This window comes from Pseudomonas sp. PAMC25584 (assembly GCF_058135675.1).
This window is the reverse complement of record NZ_CM176870.1, coordinates 1,394,560-1,411,585: the sequence shown is the minus strand read 5'-3', so window position 1 is coordinate 1,411,585 and position 17,026 is coordinate 1,394,560. Positions and strand designations below refer to the sequence as shown.

17 protein-coding genes are annotated in these 17,026 nt (G+C 61.7%); 5 read left to right on the top strand and 12 right to left on the bottom strand.

The annotated features are described in order from the left end of the window. Position 1 precedes the first annotated feature (1 nt). Together ACS5Q8_RS06360 and ACS5Q8_RS06355 are read right to left on the bottom strand one after the other, a co-directional pair. The gene (locus tag ACS5Q8_RS06360) at positions 2-3,067 is read right to left on the bottom strand and encodes an efflux RND transporter permease subunit (RefSeq protein ID WP_276196830.1); all 3,066 of its coding nucleotides are present in this window, start codon (positions 3,065-3,067) and stop codon (positions 2-4) included. A gap of 6 nt (positions 3,068-3,073) precedes the next feature. Beyond that, a complete protein-coding gene (locus ACS5Q8_RS06355) occupies positions 3,074-4,174 on the bottom strand; it encodes an efflux RND transporter periplasmic adaptor subunit (protein WP_276196829.1) in 1,101 nt (366 codons plus the stop codon). Between the two features lie 93 nt (positions 4,175-4,267). Between ACS5Q8_RS06355 and ACS5Q8_RS06350 the strand changes: the two genes are divergently transcribed. Then, positions 4,268-4,927 (top strand): TetR/AcrR family transcriptional regulator, encoded by a 660-nt coding sequence (locus ACS5Q8_RS06350; RefSeq protein WP_276196828.1) that lies wholly within the window; start codon positions 4,268-4,270, stop codon positions 4,925-4,927. Between the two features lie 18 nt (positions 4,928-4,945). Here ACS5Q8_RS06350 and ACS5Q8_RS06345 read toward each other — a convergent pair whose 3' ends face one another. Then, positions 4,946-5,728, bottom strand: a complete 783-nt coding sequence (locus tag ACS5Q8_RS06345; RefSeq protein WP_276196827.1) for a class I SAM-dependent methyltransferase — start codon at positions 5,726-5,728, stop codon at positions 4,946-4,948. A 96-nt stretch (positions 5,729-5,824) separates the two neighbouring features. Between ACS5Q8_RS06345 and ACS5Q8_RS06340 the strand changes: the two genes are divergently transcribed. Further along, the gene (locus tag ACS5Q8_RS06340) at positions 5,825-6,445 is read left to right on the top strand and encodes an energy transducer TonB (RefSeq protein ID WP_465159940.1); all 621 of its coding nucleotides are present in this window, start codon (positions 5,825-5,827) and stop codon (positions 6,443-6,445) included. Positions 6,446-6,486: 41 nt separating this feature from the next. Here ACS5Q8_RS06340 and ACS5Q8_RS06335 read toward each other — a convergent pair whose 3' ends face one another. The 6 genes from ACS5Q8_RS06335 to ppc all read right to left on the bottom strand — a co-directional run bounded on the left by ACS5Q8_RS06335 (position 6,487) and on the right by ppc (position 13,099). Next, the gene (locus ACS5Q8_RS06335; RefSeq protein WP_443693800.1) at positions 6,487-7,314 is read right to left on the bottom strand and encodes an isocitrate lyase/PEP mutase family protein; all 828 of its coding nucleotides are present in this window, start codon (positions 7,312-7,314) and stop codon (positions 6,487-6,489) included. A 27-nt stretch (positions 7,315-7,341) separates the two neighbouring features. After that, positions 7,342-8,202: a DUF72 domain-containing protein gene (locus ACS5Q8_RS06330; protein ID WP_276196824.1), complete on the bottom strand. Its 861-nt coding sequence runs from the start codon at positions 8,200-8,202 to the stop codon at positions 7,342-7,344. Further along, positions 8,202-8,504 carry a hypothetical protein gene (locus ACS5Q8_RS06325; RefSeq protein WP_247407821.1) on the bottom strand — a complete coding sequence of 101 codons (303 nt, stop codon included), beginning with the start codon at positions 8,502-8,504 and terminating at the stop codon, positions 8,202-8,204. Before ACS5Q8_RS06325 ends, ACS5Q8_RS06330 begins: the two co-directional genes overlap by 1 nt. 248 nt (positions 8,505-8,752) lie before the next feature. Beyond that, positions 8,753-9,436, bottom strand: coding sequence for a tRNA (adenosine(37)-N6)-threonylcarbamoyltransferase complex dimerization subunit type 1 TsaB (gene tsaB, locus ACS5Q8_RS06320; protein ID WP_276196823.1), 684 nt, complete (start codon positions 9,434-9,436; stop codon positions 8,753-8,755). Between the two features lie 89 nt (positions 9,437-9,525). After that, complete coding sequence (gene adk / locus ACS5Q8_RS06315; RefSeq protein WP_276196822.1) at positions 9,526-10,173, bottom strand: adenylate kinase; 648 nt, start codon at positions 10,171-10,173, stop codon at positions 9,526-9,528. 280 nt (positions 10,174-10,453) lie between these two features. Beyond that, positions 10,454-13,099, bottom strand: coding sequence for a phosphoenolpyruvate carboxylase (gene ppc, locus ACS5Q8_RS06310; RefSeq protein ID WP_276196821.1), 2,646 nt, complete (start codon positions 13,097-13,099; stop codon positions 10,454-10,456). Between the two features lie 197 nt (positions 13,100-13,296). Between ppc and ACS5Q8_RS06305 the strand changes: the two genes are divergently transcribed. The 3 genes from ACS5Q8_RS06305 to lptF all read left to right on the top strand — a co-directional run bounded on the left by ACS5Q8_RS06305 (position 13,297) and on the right by lptF (position 15,193). After that, positions 13,297-13,641 carry a pilin assembly protein gene (locus tag ACS5Q8_RS06305; RefSeq protein ID WP_276196820.1) on the top strand — a complete coding sequence of 115 codons (345 nt, stop codon included), beginning with the start codon at positions 13,297-13,299 and terminating at the stop codon, positions 13,639-13,641. Positions 13,642-13,925: 284 nt separating this feature from the next. Continuing rightward, positions 13,926-14,351 (top strand): DUF4398 domain-containing protein, encoded by a 426-nt coding sequence (locus ACS5Q8_RS06300; RefSeq protein WP_247402785.1) that lies wholly within the window; start codon positions 13,926-13,928, stop codon positions 14,349-14,351. Positions 14,352-14,407: 56 nt separating this feature from the next. Further along, positions 14,408-15,193 carry a lipotoxin F family OmpA-related lipoprotein LptF gene (gene lptF / locus ACS5Q8_RS06295; RefSeq protein WP_276196819.1) on the top strand — a complete coding sequence of 262 codons (786 nt, stop codon included), beginning with the start codon at positions 14,408-14,410 and terminating at the stop codon, positions 15,191-15,193. A 54-nt stretch (positions 15,194-15,247) separates the two neighbouring features. Here lptF and ACS5Q8_RS06290 read toward each other — a convergent pair whose 3' ends face one another. From ACS5Q8_RS06290 to ACS5Q8_RS06280, 3 genes are all read right to left on the bottom strand, one after another. Beyond that, on the bottom strand, positions 15,248-15,532 hold the full coding sequence (locus ACS5Q8_RS06290) for a hypothetical protein (RefSeq protein ID WP_247402790.1): 285 nt from the start codon (positions 15,530-15,532) through the stop codon (positions 15,248-15,250). A 119-nt stretch (positions 15,533-15,651) separates the two neighbouring features. Further along, on the bottom strand, positions 15,652-15,978 hold the full coding sequence (locus ACS5Q8_RS06285) for a PA3694 family proteiin (RefSeq protein ID WP_247402792.1): 327 nt from the start codon (positions 15,976-15,978) through the stop codon (positions 15,652-15,654). Beyond that, the gene (locus tag ACS5Q8_RS06280) at positions 15,975-16,880 is read right to left on the bottom strand and encodes an alpha/beta hydrolase (protein WP_465159939.1); all 906 of its coding nucleotides are present in this window, start codon (positions 16,878-16,880) and stop codon (positions 15,975-15,977) included. Before ACS5Q8_RS06280 ends, ACS5Q8_RS06285 begins: the two co-directional genes overlap by 4 nt. Positions 16,881-17,026: the final 146 nt, after the last annotated feature.

Genomic DNA, 17,026 nt, shown 5'->3' with positions numbered 1-17,026 from the left:
ATTATGCGACGTCCTTCCTCACTCGGAACCACGCAGCATACAGGGCTGGCAGGAACAATAGGGTCAACGCCGTCGCCACAATCAACCCGCCCATGATCGCCACCGCCATCGGTCCGAAGAACACACTGCGGGACAGCGGGATCATCGCCAGTACCGCCGCAAGGGCAGTGAGAACAATCGGCCGGAAGCGTCGGACGGTAGCTTCGATAATCGCCTGCCACGGCGCCAGTCCAGCCTTGATGTCCTGTTCGATCTGGTCCACCAGGATCACCGAGTTGCGCATGATCATCCCTGACAGGGCGATGGTGCCGAGCATGGCCACGAAGCCGAAGGGTTGGCGGAACACCAGCAGGAACAGCGTGACCCCGATCAGGCCCAAGGGCGCCGTAAGAAATACCATCACCGTGCGTGAGAAGCTGCGTAGTTGCAGCATCAGCAACGTCAGCACCACCACGATAAACAGCGGCACGCCGGCCTTGACCGAATTCTGCCCACGGGCGGAATCCTCGACGGTACCGCCGACGTCCAGTAGGTAGCCGTCCGGCAGTTCGGCGCGCACGCCTTCGAGGGTCGGCAGGATCTGCTGAACCAGGGTCGCCGGCTGTTCCTTGCCGTAGATGTCGGCGCGCACGGTCACCGTGGGCAGGCGGTTGCGGTGCCAGATGATGCCTTCTTCGAAGCCGTATTCGAGGGTCGCTATCTGCGACAGCGCAACGCTTTTACCGTTGTCCGTCGGTACGGCCAGGCTGGGAAGCAGCGACAGTTCGGTGCGCTCGTAAACGGTGCCGCGCAGGAGGATTTCGATCAACTCGTTGTCCTCCCGGTACTGGCTGACGCTGGCACCGGTCAGAGAACTCTGCAGAAATTTCGACAGGTTGGCGGTGCTCACACCGAGGGCGCGCGCGCGGTCCTGGTCAATATTGAGGTAGACGACTTTGCTCGGCTCCTCCCAGTCCAAATGCACGTTCACCACGTGGGTATTTTCGCGCACCTTGGCCGCCACTTTCCGCGCCAGCGCACGGACTTCGTCGATGTGCTCGCCGGTCACGCGAAACTGTACCGGGTAACCCACGGGTGGGCCGTTTTCCAGGCGTGTGACGCGTGAACGCAACTCGGGAAAATGCTCGTTGAGGGTTTGGATCAACCAGATACGCAGGCTTTCGCGCTCCTCGATGGACGTGGCCAACACCACAAATTGCGCAAAGCTGGCGGCCGGCAGTTGCTGGTCGAGAGGCAGATAGAAGCGCGGCGAGCCGGTGCCGACATAGGCCACGTAGTTGTCGATACCGGCGTGCTCCTTGAGTAGGGCTTCCAGGCGCTTGACCTGGCCAGCGGTGTTGCTCAGGGACGCGCCCTCGGCGAGTTTCAGGTCGACCATCAACTCCAGGCGGCCGGAAGCCGGGAAGAACTGTTGCGGCACAAAACGAAACAGTGCGACCGAGCCGATAAACAGCAGCAGGGTCAGGACGATCACGGTCTTGCGTCGAGTGACGCACCACCCCACCAAACGTCTGACGCGCTGGTAGAACGGCGTGCCGTAAGGATCGGGACCGTCGGCACCGTGTTTGGCCGCATGAATTTTCGCCAGGTCCGGCAGGAGTTTTTCACCCAGATACGGCACGAACACCACGGCAGCGATCCACGAGGCGAGCAACGCGATGGTCACCACCTGGAAGATCGAGCGAGTGTATTCACCAGTACTCGATTGCGCGGTGGCAATCGGCAGGAAGCCGGCCGCCGTGATCAGCGTACCGGTCAGCATCGGGAACGCGGTACTGGTCCAGGCGAAACTGGCCGCTTTAAGCCGGTCGTAACCCTGTTCCATTTTGATCGCCATCATTTCCACGGCGATGATCGCGTCATCCACCAGCAAGCCCAGGGCCAGCACCAGGGCGCCGAGGGAAATCTTGTGCAGGCCGATGCCGAGGTAATACATGCTGGCAAAGGTCATTGCCAGCACCAGCGGGATCGCCAAAGCCACCACCATGCCAGTGCGCACGCCGAGGGAGAAAAAGCTCACCAGCAAGACAATGGCCAGCGCCTCGGCCAACACTTGGACGAATTCTCCGACACCGGTTTTCACCGCAGCCGGTTGGTCCGACACCTTGCGCAGTTGCATGCCCGCCGGAAGGTTCTTCTGCAGGCGTGCGAACTCATCTTCGAGGGCTTTGCCCAACACCAGAATGTCGCCGCCCTCGTGCATGGCGACGGCCAGACCGATCGCGTCTTCGCCCATATAGCGCATGCGCGGTGCCGGTGGATCATTGAAACCACGGTGAATATCGGCCACATCGCCAATACGAAAGGTGCGGTCGCCTACGCGAATCGGGAAGCTACGGATCTCTTCCACACTCTTGAAATTGCCCGACACCCGCAGTTGCACGCGCTCAGTCGGGGTTTCAAAGAAGCCAGCCGTGGAGACGGCGTTCTGTTCCTGCAACGCTTGTTGTACGGCGGCCAGCGGTAAGCCGAGGGTGGCGAGTTTGAGGTTGGACAACTCGATCCAGATCTTCTCATCCTGCAGGCCGAGCAGTTCGACCTTGCCCACATCCGGCACGCGTTGCAGTTGAATCTGGATGCGGTCGGCGTAGTCCTTGAGCACCGCATAGTCAAAACCGTCGCCGGTCAGGGCGTAGATGTTGCCAAAGGTGGTGCCGAATTCATCGTTGAAAAACGGCCCCTGGATATCCGGCGGCAAGGTCTGGCGAATATCGCTGATCTTCTTGCGCACCTGATACCACAGCTCGGGAATCTGCGCCGAGCGCATGGCATCGCGGGCGACGAAAGTGACCTGGGACTCGCCGGGGCGCGAGAAAGAGACAATGCGCTCGTACTCGCCGGTCTCCATCAGCTTTTTCTCGATGCGTTCGGTGACCTGGCGCGACACCTCCTGGGCCGTGGCTCCGGGCCAGTTGGTCTTAATCACCATGGCCTTGAAGGTGAACGGCGGGTCTTCGCTTTGCCCCAGCTTGGTGTAGGACAGAGTCCCAACCACCGCCAGCAGGATCATCAGGAACAGTACGATCTGGCGATTACGCAACGCCCATTCGGAAAGATTGAAACCCATCGGGGACTACTCCTTGACCGCCAGATTCACCACCCGGTTGGAGCGATCCACCGGGCGCACTTGTTGGCCCTCATGGAGCACATGGACACCGGCGGCAATCACCCAGTCGGTGGGGCTCAAGCCTTCGAGCACGGGTACGGTTTTTTCGCCAAAGGCACCGATACGCACCGGGGTACGCACAAGGGTGTTATCCGGCTGCACGCGCCAGACGTAGGACGCGCCGTTCTCCGCGCTCAGGGCGGACAGCGGCACCGACAGCGGAATAACGCCGTCGGCCTGTATGAAAACGCGGGCGCTCTGGCCCAGTTCTGCCGGAACCTTGCCACCGCTGAACGCGATGCGAGCGGCGAACGTGCGCGATTTCGGATCGGCGGCGGGCGACAGTTCACGAATACGTCCGGCAAACCGCTGGTCCGGCTGGCTCCACAATTCGACCGACACCGGCTGACCGATCTTGAACCGGCCGAAGCCTTGCTCGGGCAGGCTGATCAGCACTTCACGCTCGCCATCGGTGGCCAGGGTGAACACGGTCTGGCCCGCGGCGACCACCTGGCCGACTTCCACCGCGCGTTTGGCGACGACGCCATCCTGCGGGGCGCGGAGTACGGCATAACCGGCCTGGTTGCTGGACACATCGAACTCGGCCTTGATCTGCTTGAGGCGTGCTTCACCCGATCGGTAGAGATTTTCCGCATTGTCGTACTGGGAACGGCTGACCATCTGACGGTCCATCAGGGTCTTGTAGCGGTCACGCTCGGCACGCACCAGCCTCAGGTTGGCCTCGGCGGCGGTCACCTGGGCGCGAGTGGCTTCCAGTTGCAGGCGCACATCCTGCGGGTCGAGTTCCGCCAACGGTTGATTGGCCTTGACCCGCGCGCCCTCTTCCACCAGCCGCTGGCTGACCTTGCCGCCGATGCGAAAGGCCAGGTCCGGCTCATACCGCGCGCGCACCTCGCCCGGATAGCTGTCCATCGCCTGCGCCGAAGGCTGTGGTTGCACCACCATGGCCGGGCGGAGGGTGGTCTGGGCCGATTCTTCATGGCCGCAGGCGGCGAGTAAAACCAGCAGACTGGCAGGCAACGCAAGGGGCAAGAGAATGCTGCGCATGCTGAAGGACCTTTCGCAAATGGAGCTTGGAATAATTATACTGGGCAGTATGTTATTAATACCAAACTCACCAGTCCAGTATTAAAGGTGGAAATGTCCTACAATCCCGTCAACACCAACAGCCCTGGGCGCCCCAAGGACATGGCAAAACGCCAGGCAATCCTCGAAGCAGCGAAAATCCTGTTTTTGAGCAACGGTTACGCAAATACCAGCATGGATGCCGTGGCCCTTGAGGCCGGCGTATCGAAACTGACCGTCTACAGCCACTTCACCGACAAAGAGACCTTGTTCACCGCAGCCGTGGTGGCCAAGTGCGAAGAACAGTTGCCGGTGATGTACTTCGAGCTGCCCGAAGGCGTGCCTGTGGAGACGGTGCTGCTGAATATCGGGCGACGCTTCCATCGGCTGATCAACAGCAAGGAATCGTTGAGCCTGCACCGCCTGATGATGACCACCGGCAATCAGGACGTAAAACTCTCACAGGTCTTCTTCGAAGCCGGGCCGATGCGCATGTTGCAAGGCATGGAGCGTCTACTTGGGCGCATCGACCAGAGCGGCGCGCTGAGCATCGACAAGCCCTTTACCGCAGCCGAACACTTCTTCTGCCTGCTCAAGGGCACCGCGAACTTCTGCTTGTTGTATGGCTGTGGCGGGCAGTTGAGCGAGGACGCGGCCGAAGCCCATGTGCAGGATGTGGTGGGATTGTTTATGCGGGCCTATCGCAGAGAACCCGCTGCAAGCGGCAACGGGTGACCGCTTGTAGCGTATGGCTTAGGGCTTGAGTGCTTTTTTCGGATAGATGTCGTAGCGGCTGGACTTACCATCCAGCGCATGGCTCGGCTTGGGCCCTTCGATACACGGCGCCTTGCGCGGGCGCTTGACCACCACGCGATGGCTGGCCAGGGCCAGCGCCGCCGCCAGCAGGGCCGGTGCGTCCGCGTCGTCGCCCACCAATGGCCGGAACAGGCGCATTTCCTTCTTCACCAAGGCGGTTTTCTCACGGTGCGGGAACATCGGATCAAGGTAGATCACCTGGGGCGGCTCGCCTTGCCAGTTGAGCATCACCTCGATGGAATTGCCCTTGAGCAGCGTCATCCGCGCCACGATCGGTGCCACCTCAAAATCATCGGCAGCGCGCGCCAGGCCGTCCTCGAGCAACGCGCCGATCAGCGGCTGACGTTCGATCAGGCTCATCTCACACCCCAGGCTGGCCAGCACGAACGCGTCCTTGCCCAGCCCGGCCGTGGCGTCCAGCACCCGTGGGCGCACGCCTTGGGCGATACCGACGGCTTTGGCGATCATCTGCCCGCTGCCGCCGCCGTACAAACGCCGGTGCGCCGCGCCGCCTTCGACAAAATCCACGCGCACCGGCCCTGGCGCGTCAGGCCCGAGCTGTTGCAACTGCAGGCCTTGTTCCCCGACTTGCAGGGAAAATTCCGCATCCGCCAGCTGTAACGGCAAGCCAAGCAGCGCAGCCCACTGTTCGGCACGGGCCTGGTAGCCGTCGGCCAAGGCCTCGACCTGGATGCGGCTGGCCGCTGGTTGTTCGCTCATGAATCGCTACGCTCAAAAATATTAAGGATCGACCAATAACGGCCGATAGAAACAAGGATCAGGTATTTTGCCAGAGCTGAGCGTCGACCGAGAAAAATGTCAGACATTCTTCCGCTAACCATCGGTGTACTGCCGACCCACAACAACTACGGCCTGCGCAATACTCAAGCGCTGGCCGGAGTCAGTCATGTGTGGCAGGACTTCTTCGCCCGCGCGTTGGCCGAGCAGCTCGGTGAAACGCCGGATGCGCTCGCCGCCAAGGCATCGGCGCCGCTGGACCCAGCAGTGGAGCCCAGCGCGGGCGCCGACCTGCTGTCGCAAATTCTCACCCAACGTGAATGCGACGTGAAAGACACCGAGATCGCCCCGCCTGAGCCGCTGTTCCTGCCGATCGCCGAATTCGAAACCGAGTTGTTGCCACCGGCCGCCACGCCGTTCCCGCAAGAAGAAATCGTTGCCCAGCAGCGCCAGCAGAGTTTTGAAAGCGGCTGGGTGCGCCCGATCGTACTGAGCGCCGGCCAACCGCTGCCGGAACCCGGCCCAGCGCCGCAACCGCGCCCACTGCACTTGCCGATCGCCGAATTCGAACTGGACCTGCTGCCACCGGCCGCCACGCCGTTCCCGCAAGAAGAACTGGCCGCCCAACAAAAGGCCCTGGACTTCGACTACCACTGGGCCCGCCCGCTGATCGTCAACAACTTGCGCCTGGCTGCCTAAGCCTCAACGCCGCGACCCGTCGCCTTAAGAACACGCGCCGCTTAATCCTTGAAGAATTGACTGGCCTGACTGTAGGGCATCGAGCGTTCGGTGAAGGTGAAGGTGCCAGACTCGTACACCTCCTGCGCCGCCCGGTAGAACTCGCCATACGCCGCCAGCGCCATGGCCGAGCCCACACTGATACGCTTGACGCCCATCGCGCTCAACTGCGCCACGCTGAGCTTCAGACCGCCGGACATCAGCACATTCACCGGCTTTGGCGCCACGGCCTTGACCACCGCCAGCACCTCCTCGGCACTGCGCAGCCCTGGCGCATAGAGCACGTCCGCACCGGCTTCGGCGTAGGCCTGCAGCCGGCGAATAGTGTCAGGCAAATCCAGGCGACCATGCAGGAGGTTTTCTGCGCGGGCCGTCAGCATGAACCGGAATGGCAGGCTGCGCGCCGCAGCGACGGCGGCTTCCACACGCTCGACGGAGCGGTCAAAGGGATAGATCGGGTCGACGGCGATACCCGTGGCATCTTCGATGGAGCCGCCGACGATACCGCAGGCAGCGGCGCGCAAAATGGTCTGGGCGCAACCGTCGGGCGTGTCGCTGAAACCGTTCTCCAGGTCGGCGGCCACCGGCAACGCCGTGGCCTTGGCGATCATTGCGGCATTGACCAAGGTGTCTTCCAGGGACAACGCCCCTTCGGCATCCGGGCGCCCCAGGCTGAACGCGTAGCCGGCGCTGGTGGTGGCCAGGGCTTCAAAGCCGAGACTGGCGAGCATGATCGCTGAGCCGGCGTCCCACGGGTTGGGCATTACGAACGCACGATCGCGCTCATGCAGGGCCTTGAAGGTTTCGGCGCGAAGGGTTTGGGCATCCATGACTGACTCCTGGCGGGAAAAGAAGCCTTAGAGTAACCCCAGTTGCTCGGCTGCGGGTTCGCGGTGCAAGGTCGGCAACGCGGGTAGGCCGGGCAAACGTGCCATCAACTTGGCATGGAAACGCAGCGCCAGTTGCGCGGCGAGGCGGTTATCCGAGGTGTGCAGGAACACATAGGGCGTGCGCCCTTCTTCGATCCAACCGGCGATCTTTTCCACCCATGGGATCAGGAACGGGTCGTTGGCCTCAAGCTCGGGATGGCCGATAAACCGCACTTGGGGAAACAGGGTCAACGCCGCCGGGCGCGGTGGCACTTTGGGCTTTTTTGCTTGGGCATGCAGCACGGCCGCCGAGGTCGACGTGCAACTGAACAGGGCGCGAGGGTCGAGGCAGATCCGCTCGACGCCACGGTCGCGCAGCAGACGGTTGAGCATCCGCTCGGCATCACCCTTGGCGAAGAACTCCGGGTGACGCACTTCCACAGCCAAGGGGCGTTCCAGCCCGTCGATAAACCCGGCCAGTTCGCCGAGGCGCTGCGGCGAAAAACTCGCCGACAGTTGCAGCCACAGCGGTGAGACGCGCTCACCCAGCGGGCTCAGCAACCCGACGAAACTGTGCGCCGCCGGCAACTGCTCACGCAGGTCGCCGCCGTGGCTGATGTCACGGGGGAATTTGGCGGTGAAGCGAAAATCCTCGGGCATGATCTCGGCCCAGCGCTGCACGGTGGCAGCCGACGGGCGCGCATAAAAAGTGGTATTGCCTTCAACCGCATTGAAGACCTGCGAGTACAACGCGAGGTAGTCGCTGGAGCGGGCATCGACGGGGTACAGGTACTCGCGCCAGGCGTTTTCACTCCAGGACGGGCAACCGATAAAATAAGGCAGGCGCATCAGATGTGGATGTCGAGACCCAGCACTTCCATATCCCATTCGACAAAGCCGGCGGTGGTCAGGTAGCTGGCCAGGGCGGTGGCGACGCTTTTGCTCATGGAGCGCGGGAAGAGCATGTCTTGCTGACGGGCGGGAAGACCGCCGATACGTGCGTTTGCGGCGCCTTGGGGGCTGGACGACGCTTCGGACTGGACCTCGATGAAGTCCGGCGAATCCTCGACGGATTCGTCTACCGTGACGTTTGCCTTACGCGGCTTACGCTTGAGGGGGTAGGACTGTGAGGAAAATCCGTCTATACGCATCGATGCGAACTCGGTATCGGTGATGGCATTTTAGTGGCGCAATCCATAACGCGCAAATGCTCTGGTGATAACTAGAACACATAAATTGAAAAAGGTTTAAACACTGGAGCAAATTCTGACGATTGGCGCGTTTTTTGGTATGGCGCCCTTGGTGTGGCGAGGGCGCTTGCTCCCATTGGGCTGCGCAGCGGTCCCAGATTTTAGGGGCCGCTTCGCGCCCCAGCGGGAGCAAGCTCCCTCGCCACAGGTCAAAGGCCGCGCTCGGCCTTGGTCTGCGCGACTTTATCGCGCAGGTACACCGGCGCTGCGAGGTCGGCAGCAATCGCCTCGCCACGCTCGAACGCAAAGCGCGCCAGGGTCAGCAAGTCTTCGGCATGCGGCAACATTGCAGCGTCCTGGCCAACCAGCGACACGCCGATGCGTTCGCCATAGCCCCAGCCCGTGCCGGCACCGAACCAGTCACCGCTGGCATCGCTCGGCAACACCGCCGCTTCGGGCGGCAGCACGGCCTCAGCGCCTGCCAGCCGCATCTCGCCGTCGGTTTCGCGGTAGCAGCCCCAATAGACTTCATCCATCCGTGCATCGATCGCCGCCGCCACTTGCCGTGTACCGTGTTCGCGCAACGCCCGCTGTGCCAGCACGGCGAGGTTGGACACCGGCAACACCGGGCGCTCCAACGCAAAGGCCAGGCCCTGGACCACGCCGATGGCGATGCGCACACCGGTAAAGGCGCCCGGGCCACGGCCGAAGGCGATGGCGTCCACGGCGGACAGGCTCGTGCCGGCGTCCTCCAGCAGTTGCTTGATCATCGGCAACAGCTTCTGCGCGTGCAGGCGCGGGATCACCTCGTAGTGGCTCGTTACCTTGCCATCGTGCAGCAAGGCAACCGAGCAAGCTTCAGTCGCAGTGTCCAGGGCCAGCAGGGTGCTCATCGGTGTCGGTGTCCAAGTCGAAAAAAGTGCGCCAGTATAAACAACAACGGCCCGCAAGCGGGCCGTTGTGCGTAAAGCCGATCATTCGATCAGCTCAGCGCTTTTAGCACCTTGCCGGTGATCGCTTCCACCGAGCCGACGCCAGGGATGTGGCTGTACTTCGGCTTGCCGTGGGCAGCCGACAGCTTCTGGTAGAAGTCCACCAGCGGTTTGGTCTGGGAATGGTAGACCGACAGGCGATGACGCACGGTTTCTTCAGTGTCGTCTTTACGCTGCACCAGGTCTTCGCCGGTGACATCGTCCTTGCCTTCCACTTTCGGCGGGTTGTAGACGGTGTGGTACACGCGACCCGAGGCCTCGTGAACGCGACGACCGGCGATACGCTGGACGATCTCTTCATCTTCAACCGCGATTTCGACCACTGCGTCCAACTCGACACCCGCCGTCACCAGGGCTTCCGCCTGGGGAATGGTGCGTGGGAAGCCGTCGAACAAGAAGCCATTGGCGCAATCAGGTTGTGCGATACGGTCCTGGACCAGTGCGATGATCAGGTCATCGGAAACCAGGCCGCCGGCATCCATGATGCTCTTGGCTTGAATACCCAGCTCGGTGCCTGCTTTTACCGCAGCGCGCAGCATGTCACCGGTGGAGATTTGTGGAATGCCAAACTTTTCAGTGATGAACTTTGCCTGAGTACCTTTACCGGCCCCGGGAGCTCCCAGCAGAATGACGCGCATCGATGTGCTCCTCAATTTTTTATAGAGATGACGCTCGGATTCGCCGCGTGGGGCCAATCTCGTAAAAATGTGGGCCCAGGCCGCACAAACGGCCAAAGGCTGATCAAGATACACAGCAGGCCCTAACCACACAAGCCGCCAAAAGTAGGAAAAACCCGCACCACACGTGCGTCATAGGTGGGGTGTGCCTGGGTGCAACCCGACCCTCTAAACGCCGACCGCCTTTTTCAGGGCGGCCGTCGTGGGTTATCCGCAAGCCGTTGAGAACATGCAAAAAACCTCAGCCGGTGTTGCGCAAGCCGGCCGCGATACCGGCCACGGACACCAGCAGCGCCTGTTCCAGAGGGCTGTCTTGCGCCGCTTCCTGGCGACGCGAGCGCGCCAGTAATTCGGCCTGCAACAAGTGCAAGGGGTCGAGGTAGGTGTTACGCAGACGGATGAACTCCAGGGTATCCGGGCTATGGGCAAGCAGTTGCGACTGGCCGGTCAGGCCAAGCACCACCTGGCAAGCCTGCGACAATAGGTCGCGTAAATGCGCACCCAACGGCAACAGCTCCGGCTGCACCAAACGCTCGTCATAGAGCCGCGCGATATCGGCATCGGCCTTGGCCAGCACCATCTCGAGCATATCGATGCGGGTGCGAAAGAACGGCCATTGCTCGCGCATCTGCCCCAGCAACTCACCCTCCCCGCGCTCCAGGGCCTTGCTCAGCGCCGCTTCCCAGCCGAGCCAGGCGGGCAGCATCAGGCGGGTCTGGGTCCAGCCGAAGATCCACGGGATCGCCCGCAGGCTTTCAATACCGCCGGCACGGCGTTTGGCCGGGCGACTGCCCAAAGGTAGGCGCCCCAATTCCTGCTCCGGGGTGGACTGGCGGAAATACTCGACGAATTGCGGATTTTCCCGCACCACGGCGCGGTAGGCGCTGACACCGTCTGCTGCCAATTCATCCATCAAATGGCGCCAGGCCGGCTCCGGTGGCGGCGGTGGCAACAGCGTCGCTTCCAACACCGCCGCCAGGTACAGATTGAGGTTCTGCTCGGCGATGTCCGGCAGGCCGAATTTGAACCGGATCATTTCGCCTTGTTCGGTGGTGCGGAAACGCCCTGCCACCGAGCCCGGCGGCTGCGACAGAATCGCCGCGTGGGCCGGGCCGCCGCCTCGCCCAACGGTGCCGCCGCGGCCATGGAACAACAGCAGTTCCACCTGTTGCTCGCGGCAGATATCCACCAGGCGTTCCTGCGCTCGGTACTGCGCCCAGGCTGCGGCGGTGGTGCCAGCGTCCTTGGCCGAGTCCGAGTAGCCGATCATCACTTCCTGCGGGCCTTGCAGCCGTGCGCGGTAACCCGGCAGCAGCAACAGTTTTTCGATCACTGGGCCGGCGTTGTCGAGGTCGGCCAGGGTTTCGAACAGCGGCACCACACGCATCGGCCGTTGCACGCCCGACTCTTTGAGCAGCAGTTGCACCGCGAGCACATCCGACGCGGCACCGGCCATCGAGATGACATACGAACCCAGGGACGCGGCCGGTGCGGCGGCGATTTCCCTACAGGTGTTCAATACTTCAGCGGTATCGGCCGACGGTTTGAAATAGCCCGGCAGCAGCGGTCGACGATTGGCCAGTTCCTTCATCAGGAAGCTGATGCGCATCTCTTCGTTCCAGTCTTCGTAACGACCCAGACCGAGATAATCGGTGATTTCGGTCATCGCCGCCGTGTGGCGGCTGGCGTCCTGGCGCACATCCAGCCGCACCAGGAACAGGCCAAAGGTGACCGCACGGCGCAGGCAATCGAGCAACGGGCCATCGGCGATCACGCCCATGCCGCACTCATGCAGCGACTGGTAGCACAGCTCCAGCGGGTCCAGCAGGTCGCGGTTGCTTTGCAACACATCCGCCGGCGCCGGGATGCCCGCGCTCAACGACGCGTGGGCCCATTGGCGAGTCGCACGCAGGCGATCACGCAGTTGCTTGAGCAGCGCGCGATATGGCTCGACGCTGTCGCCAACCTTGGCTTGCAACGCCGGGCTGGCCTGCTGCATCGACAGCTCCGAGGCCAGGTGATCGATATCGCGCAGGTACAGATCGGCCGCCATCCAGCGCGCCAGCAGCAAGACTTCGCGGGTGACCGGCGCGGTGACATTCGGGTTGCCGTCACGGTCGCCGCCCATCCACGAGGCGAAGCGAATCGGCGCCGCCTCCAAAGGCAGGTGCAGGCCGGTCGCGGCGTACAGCGCATGGTCGGCCTTGCGCAAGTAATTCGGGATCGCCTGCCATAACGAGTGCTCGATCACTGCGAAGCCCCATTTGGCTTCGTCCACAGGCGTAGGCCGGGTACGGCGGATTTCTTCGGTGTGCCAGGCTTCGGCGATCAGCCGTTGCAGGCGCTCGCGGATCTGCTCGCGCTCGGCCGTGGTGAGGTCACGGTGATCCTTCAGTGCCAACTGCGCAGCAATCGCATCGTATTTCTGGATCAGGGTGCGACGGGCCACTTCAGTGGGGTGGGCAGTGAGGACCAGCTCGATCTCCAGGCGCCCCAACTGACGGGCCAGGGATTCATTGCTGTGGCCTTCGCGTTGCAGGCGGGCCAACAACTCCGGCAACACCCGCGATTCGAAGGGCGCCGGTTGCGACTCATCGCGCCGATGAATCAACTGATACTGCTCGGCGATGTTGGCCAGATTGAGGAACTGGTTGAAGGCCCGGGCGACGGGGAGCAGTTCGTTTTCCTGCAACTGGTTCAGACTGGCGCTGAGTTCCTCGCCCGCCGCCTGCTCGGCCGCCGCGCCACGGCGGTCAGCCTTGGCGCCTTTGCGAATTTGCTCGATCTTGTCGAGAAAATCATCGCCGTACTGCTCTCGAATCGTGTTGCCCAACAGTTCACCCAGCAGGTGAACATCCTCACGCAAACGTGCATCGATATCACTCATCAGCCAATCTCCAGGCAGAAATCCGGGACGCGCAGTCCTTCAGAGTGCCGCTCGCGTCACTGTCTGACAAGGCCAACCACAAACGACGTTAAACCTTGTGGCTTACAGCTAGTCTGAATATTGAGCCGCCGTGTTTATCCACGTAGGCGGCTGGTCACTCATCACCGCCCGTTACCGTGGGTTTTATTGAGGTTGCCATGAAAATTCGAGAACTGGCCCAGCATTGGGAAGAAAACGCCAAGGGTCACCTGACCAAGACGGAGTACGCGATCCATCTGGACGTGGAATCCGCCGCCAGGCTGGCGGCCATTGCAGATATGTACCCCAAGCGCCATCCACAAGAGTTGCTCGGCGAGCTGATCGGCGCCGCCCTTGAAGAGCTGGAAGCCAGCTTTCCGTACATCAAGGGCCAGCATGTGATTGCCACCGACGAAGAGGGCGATCCGCTGTATGAAGACGTTGGCCCTACGCCGCGCTTTCTGACGTTGTCGCGCCGCTATCTGCACGACATGTCGGCCAGTGCCGACGAACCGAAGCACTGACAAACCGTCCTTAAACACTCTTCATCCCACGTATTTCCGGGCCTCACAAGGGCCCGGAGTACCTCTGCGCGCGGCGAAAGTTCAAGCCAAAAAGTACTGACCATTTAGTCAGGTATTTTTTTTGGCAAATCGCCATCTTCACTGAACTTTTGAAAAAATCCCCAGGTCACAGCCAGTAAGCCATCACTTGGAACGGCCGTTTGAATAGGCGTTTCGCGCTTTACCGCCGGGCCCGCAGCCGCTGACCAGTGAGATGGACTTTGATGTTTTTGAGGCGTTATCCAATGGAGTTGAAAACGATGAAGACCAGCACTGCCAAATCCACGTTTAACCACCTGCGCGGGCTCAAACTGGCCGCGCTGGCAATCGGCACCAGCTTCGTCCTCGCGGGCTGCGCCGGGAACCCACCGACCGAGCAATACGCCGTGACCCAGTCTGCGGTCAACAGCGCCGTCAGCGCCGGCGGCACCGAGTTTGCCGCCGTGGAAATGAAGTCGGCCCAGGACAAGCTCAAGCAAGCCGAAATCGCCATGCACGACAAGAACTATGACGAAGCCCGTCGCCTGGCCGAGCAAGCCGAGTGGGACGCCCGCGTCGCTGAGCGTAAGGCCCAGGCCGCCAAGGCCGAACTGGCGGTGAAGGACTCCCAGAAAGCGGTTGACGAGCTGCGCAAGGAAGGCATGCGCCCGGCCGCTATCCAGCAGAAATAAGGCGCCGCCCCTTGGCTGCATCGCACCTGATATCGAATTGAAAGGACGACACGACTATGCGCAAACAATTGATGATCCCTGCCCTGCTGGCGATGAGCGTTGCTCTGGCGGCTTGCTCCACCCCGCCGAACGCGAACCTGGAAAATGCACGGACCAACTTCTCGGCCCTGCAAGCCAACCCGCAAGCCACCAAGATAGCGGCCCTGGAAACCAAGGACGCCAGCGAATGGCTGGACAAGGCGGACAAGGCTTACCGCGACAAGGAAGACCAGAAGAAAGTCGACCAGTTGGCGTACCTGACCAACCAGCGCGTTGAACTGGCCAAAGACACCATCGCGCTGCGCGAATCCGAAGCCAAGTTGAAAAACGCCGGTGACGAGCGCGCCCGCGCCCTGCTCGATGCCCGTGATGCGCAGATCAAGCAACTGCAAGACAGCCTGAACGCCAAGCAGACCGAGCGCGGCACCCTGGTGACCTTTGGTGACGTGCTGTTTGCCACCAACAAGTCCGACCTGAACCCCAACGGCATGGTCAATATCGCCAAGCTGGCGCAGTTCCTGCGCGATAATCCGGACCGTAAAGTGATCGTCGAAGGCTACACCGACAGCACCGGTTCCGATTCGTACAACCAGAGCCTGTCCGAGCGCCGTGCGGCCTCCGTACAGCGCGCACTGGCCCAGCAAGGCGTGGACATTTCACGCATCGTGACCCAGGGCTATGGCAAGGAATACCCGGTTGCCGATAACGGCAGCGTGTCGGGCCGCGCCATGAACCGCCGCGTAGAAGTGACCATTTCCAACGACAACCAGCCAGTCAAGCCACGTTCGTCCGTCGCTTACTGATTGATGGATGCTGGAAACAAGAGCCCCACCTGAACGGTGGGGTTTTTTTGCCTATCAACCGCCGATCTTACGACCGTTATCACTGTCCGGCATCATCGCTTGCATGCCTTGGCGACCGCCCATCATCTTGTTCAGTTGCTCCATATCCGGCTGTCCGCCGGAACCGCCAGCGCCCTGAGAACCGCCGGCACCAGCACCTGCCAACATGTCCAGAAGCTTCTTGATCAGCTCAGGTTCCATCTTCCCCTGCTGCTGACCAGCCTCTTGCGAGCCACCCTGATCAAGGCGGTTCTGCCCATTGACCATGCCCATCGCTCTATCGATTGCACTGATAGCCATTGCGCTCTCCCGGATTTTTTCGTAAGGATTGTTATCAGCAACGCTGACAAGCCAATCAGTGGCGTCTTACGCAAAACGGTTCCAGGAATTTCAAGCCGGACGGTACTGCCCGCAACTGGCTACTGCTGCAACTGCGGGGTTTCCTGGCCCACGCAACGCACGGCCTGCTTTTTGTTGTTCACCAGCACACCGCTGAGGCCTTTTTGCTCGGTATCGAACATCACCAGCACGCCATCGACGCATTGCGCCACTTGCGCCGCCGGGGTCAGGGAGATCTTGTAGTCCTCGCCAGGCACGGTCTTGAGCATGGTGAAGTCGCTGAGCAGCAACGCATCGTCCGGTTTGGCGAAATGCAGGTAGCCATAAAACCACAGGCAACCGACGGTGCCGATGATGGTGCCGATGCCGGTGAGGATCAGCGGGATCATGTTGCGTTCTTCGCTCATTGCGGGCTCTCTGATGAGTCAACTTTAGGAATAGGGTAATTCGGAATTTCGCCCAGGCGGCGCAGGCCGTTGAAATGCAGCGGGTCATCCAGATAACGCAGCATCACAGTTTGCCAGGTCTTGTCGGCAAAGGTCTGCACATGGCCGCCGCGGGTCAGTTGCAACACCCTGGGTGCAGGCGCGGCCTGATACAAACGAATGCCATTTGACAGCGGCACGATGGGGTCATCCAGGCTGTGGAACAGCAGTTTCGGCACCCCGGTCAACTGGGGCATGGCATTGATCGCACTGTCGGCGTCGGGCACCAGCCAAGACAAGGGCACTTGAAACGGCCATGTTAACCAGGAGGTGCTCAGGGCGAATTGTCCTACGTCACGATAACTGGCGGGCACGCCGTCCAGCACCAGGGCCTTGAGTTGGGTCTGCCGCTCCGGGTGGGCTGCCAGGTAATGCACGGCCAGCGCGCCGCCCAGGCTTTGGCCGAGGACGATCAACGCCTGGCCCTGGGTTTCAGGCGCCTGGTCGAGCCAACTGAAAGCCGCGTCGACGTCCTGATAGATCGCCGGTAACGATGGCTTGCCTTGCGACAGCCCATAGCCGCGATAATCCAGCAACAGGACTTGATAGCCTTGCTCCGGCAACCACCAACTGCCGCCCAGGTGCCAGGCCAGGTTGCCACCGTTACCGTGCAGGTGCAGCACCGTGCCCTTGAGCGGCACCCCGGGTTTGGCCGGCAACCACCAGGCATGCAGCTTGACGCCGTCGGCAGTGGTGAGCGTGACGTCGCGATATTCCAGGTGCGCCTTTTGCGGCGTGAACGGCAAGCCGGGCTCCGGGTAGAACAGCAGGGAACTGCAACCGTTCAGTGTGAGTAGCAGGCAAAGAATGCCGAGGATTCTCATCCGTTGAAGCCTCGCTGATCGTCGAAATGTTCAGGCGCGTGCAGGTCCAACTGTGGAAGGGGGCTTGGCCCCGATGGCGGTGGGTCAGTCACAGTTGCATTTACTGACACCGTTATCGGGAGCAAGCCCCCTCCTACCTTGTTGAA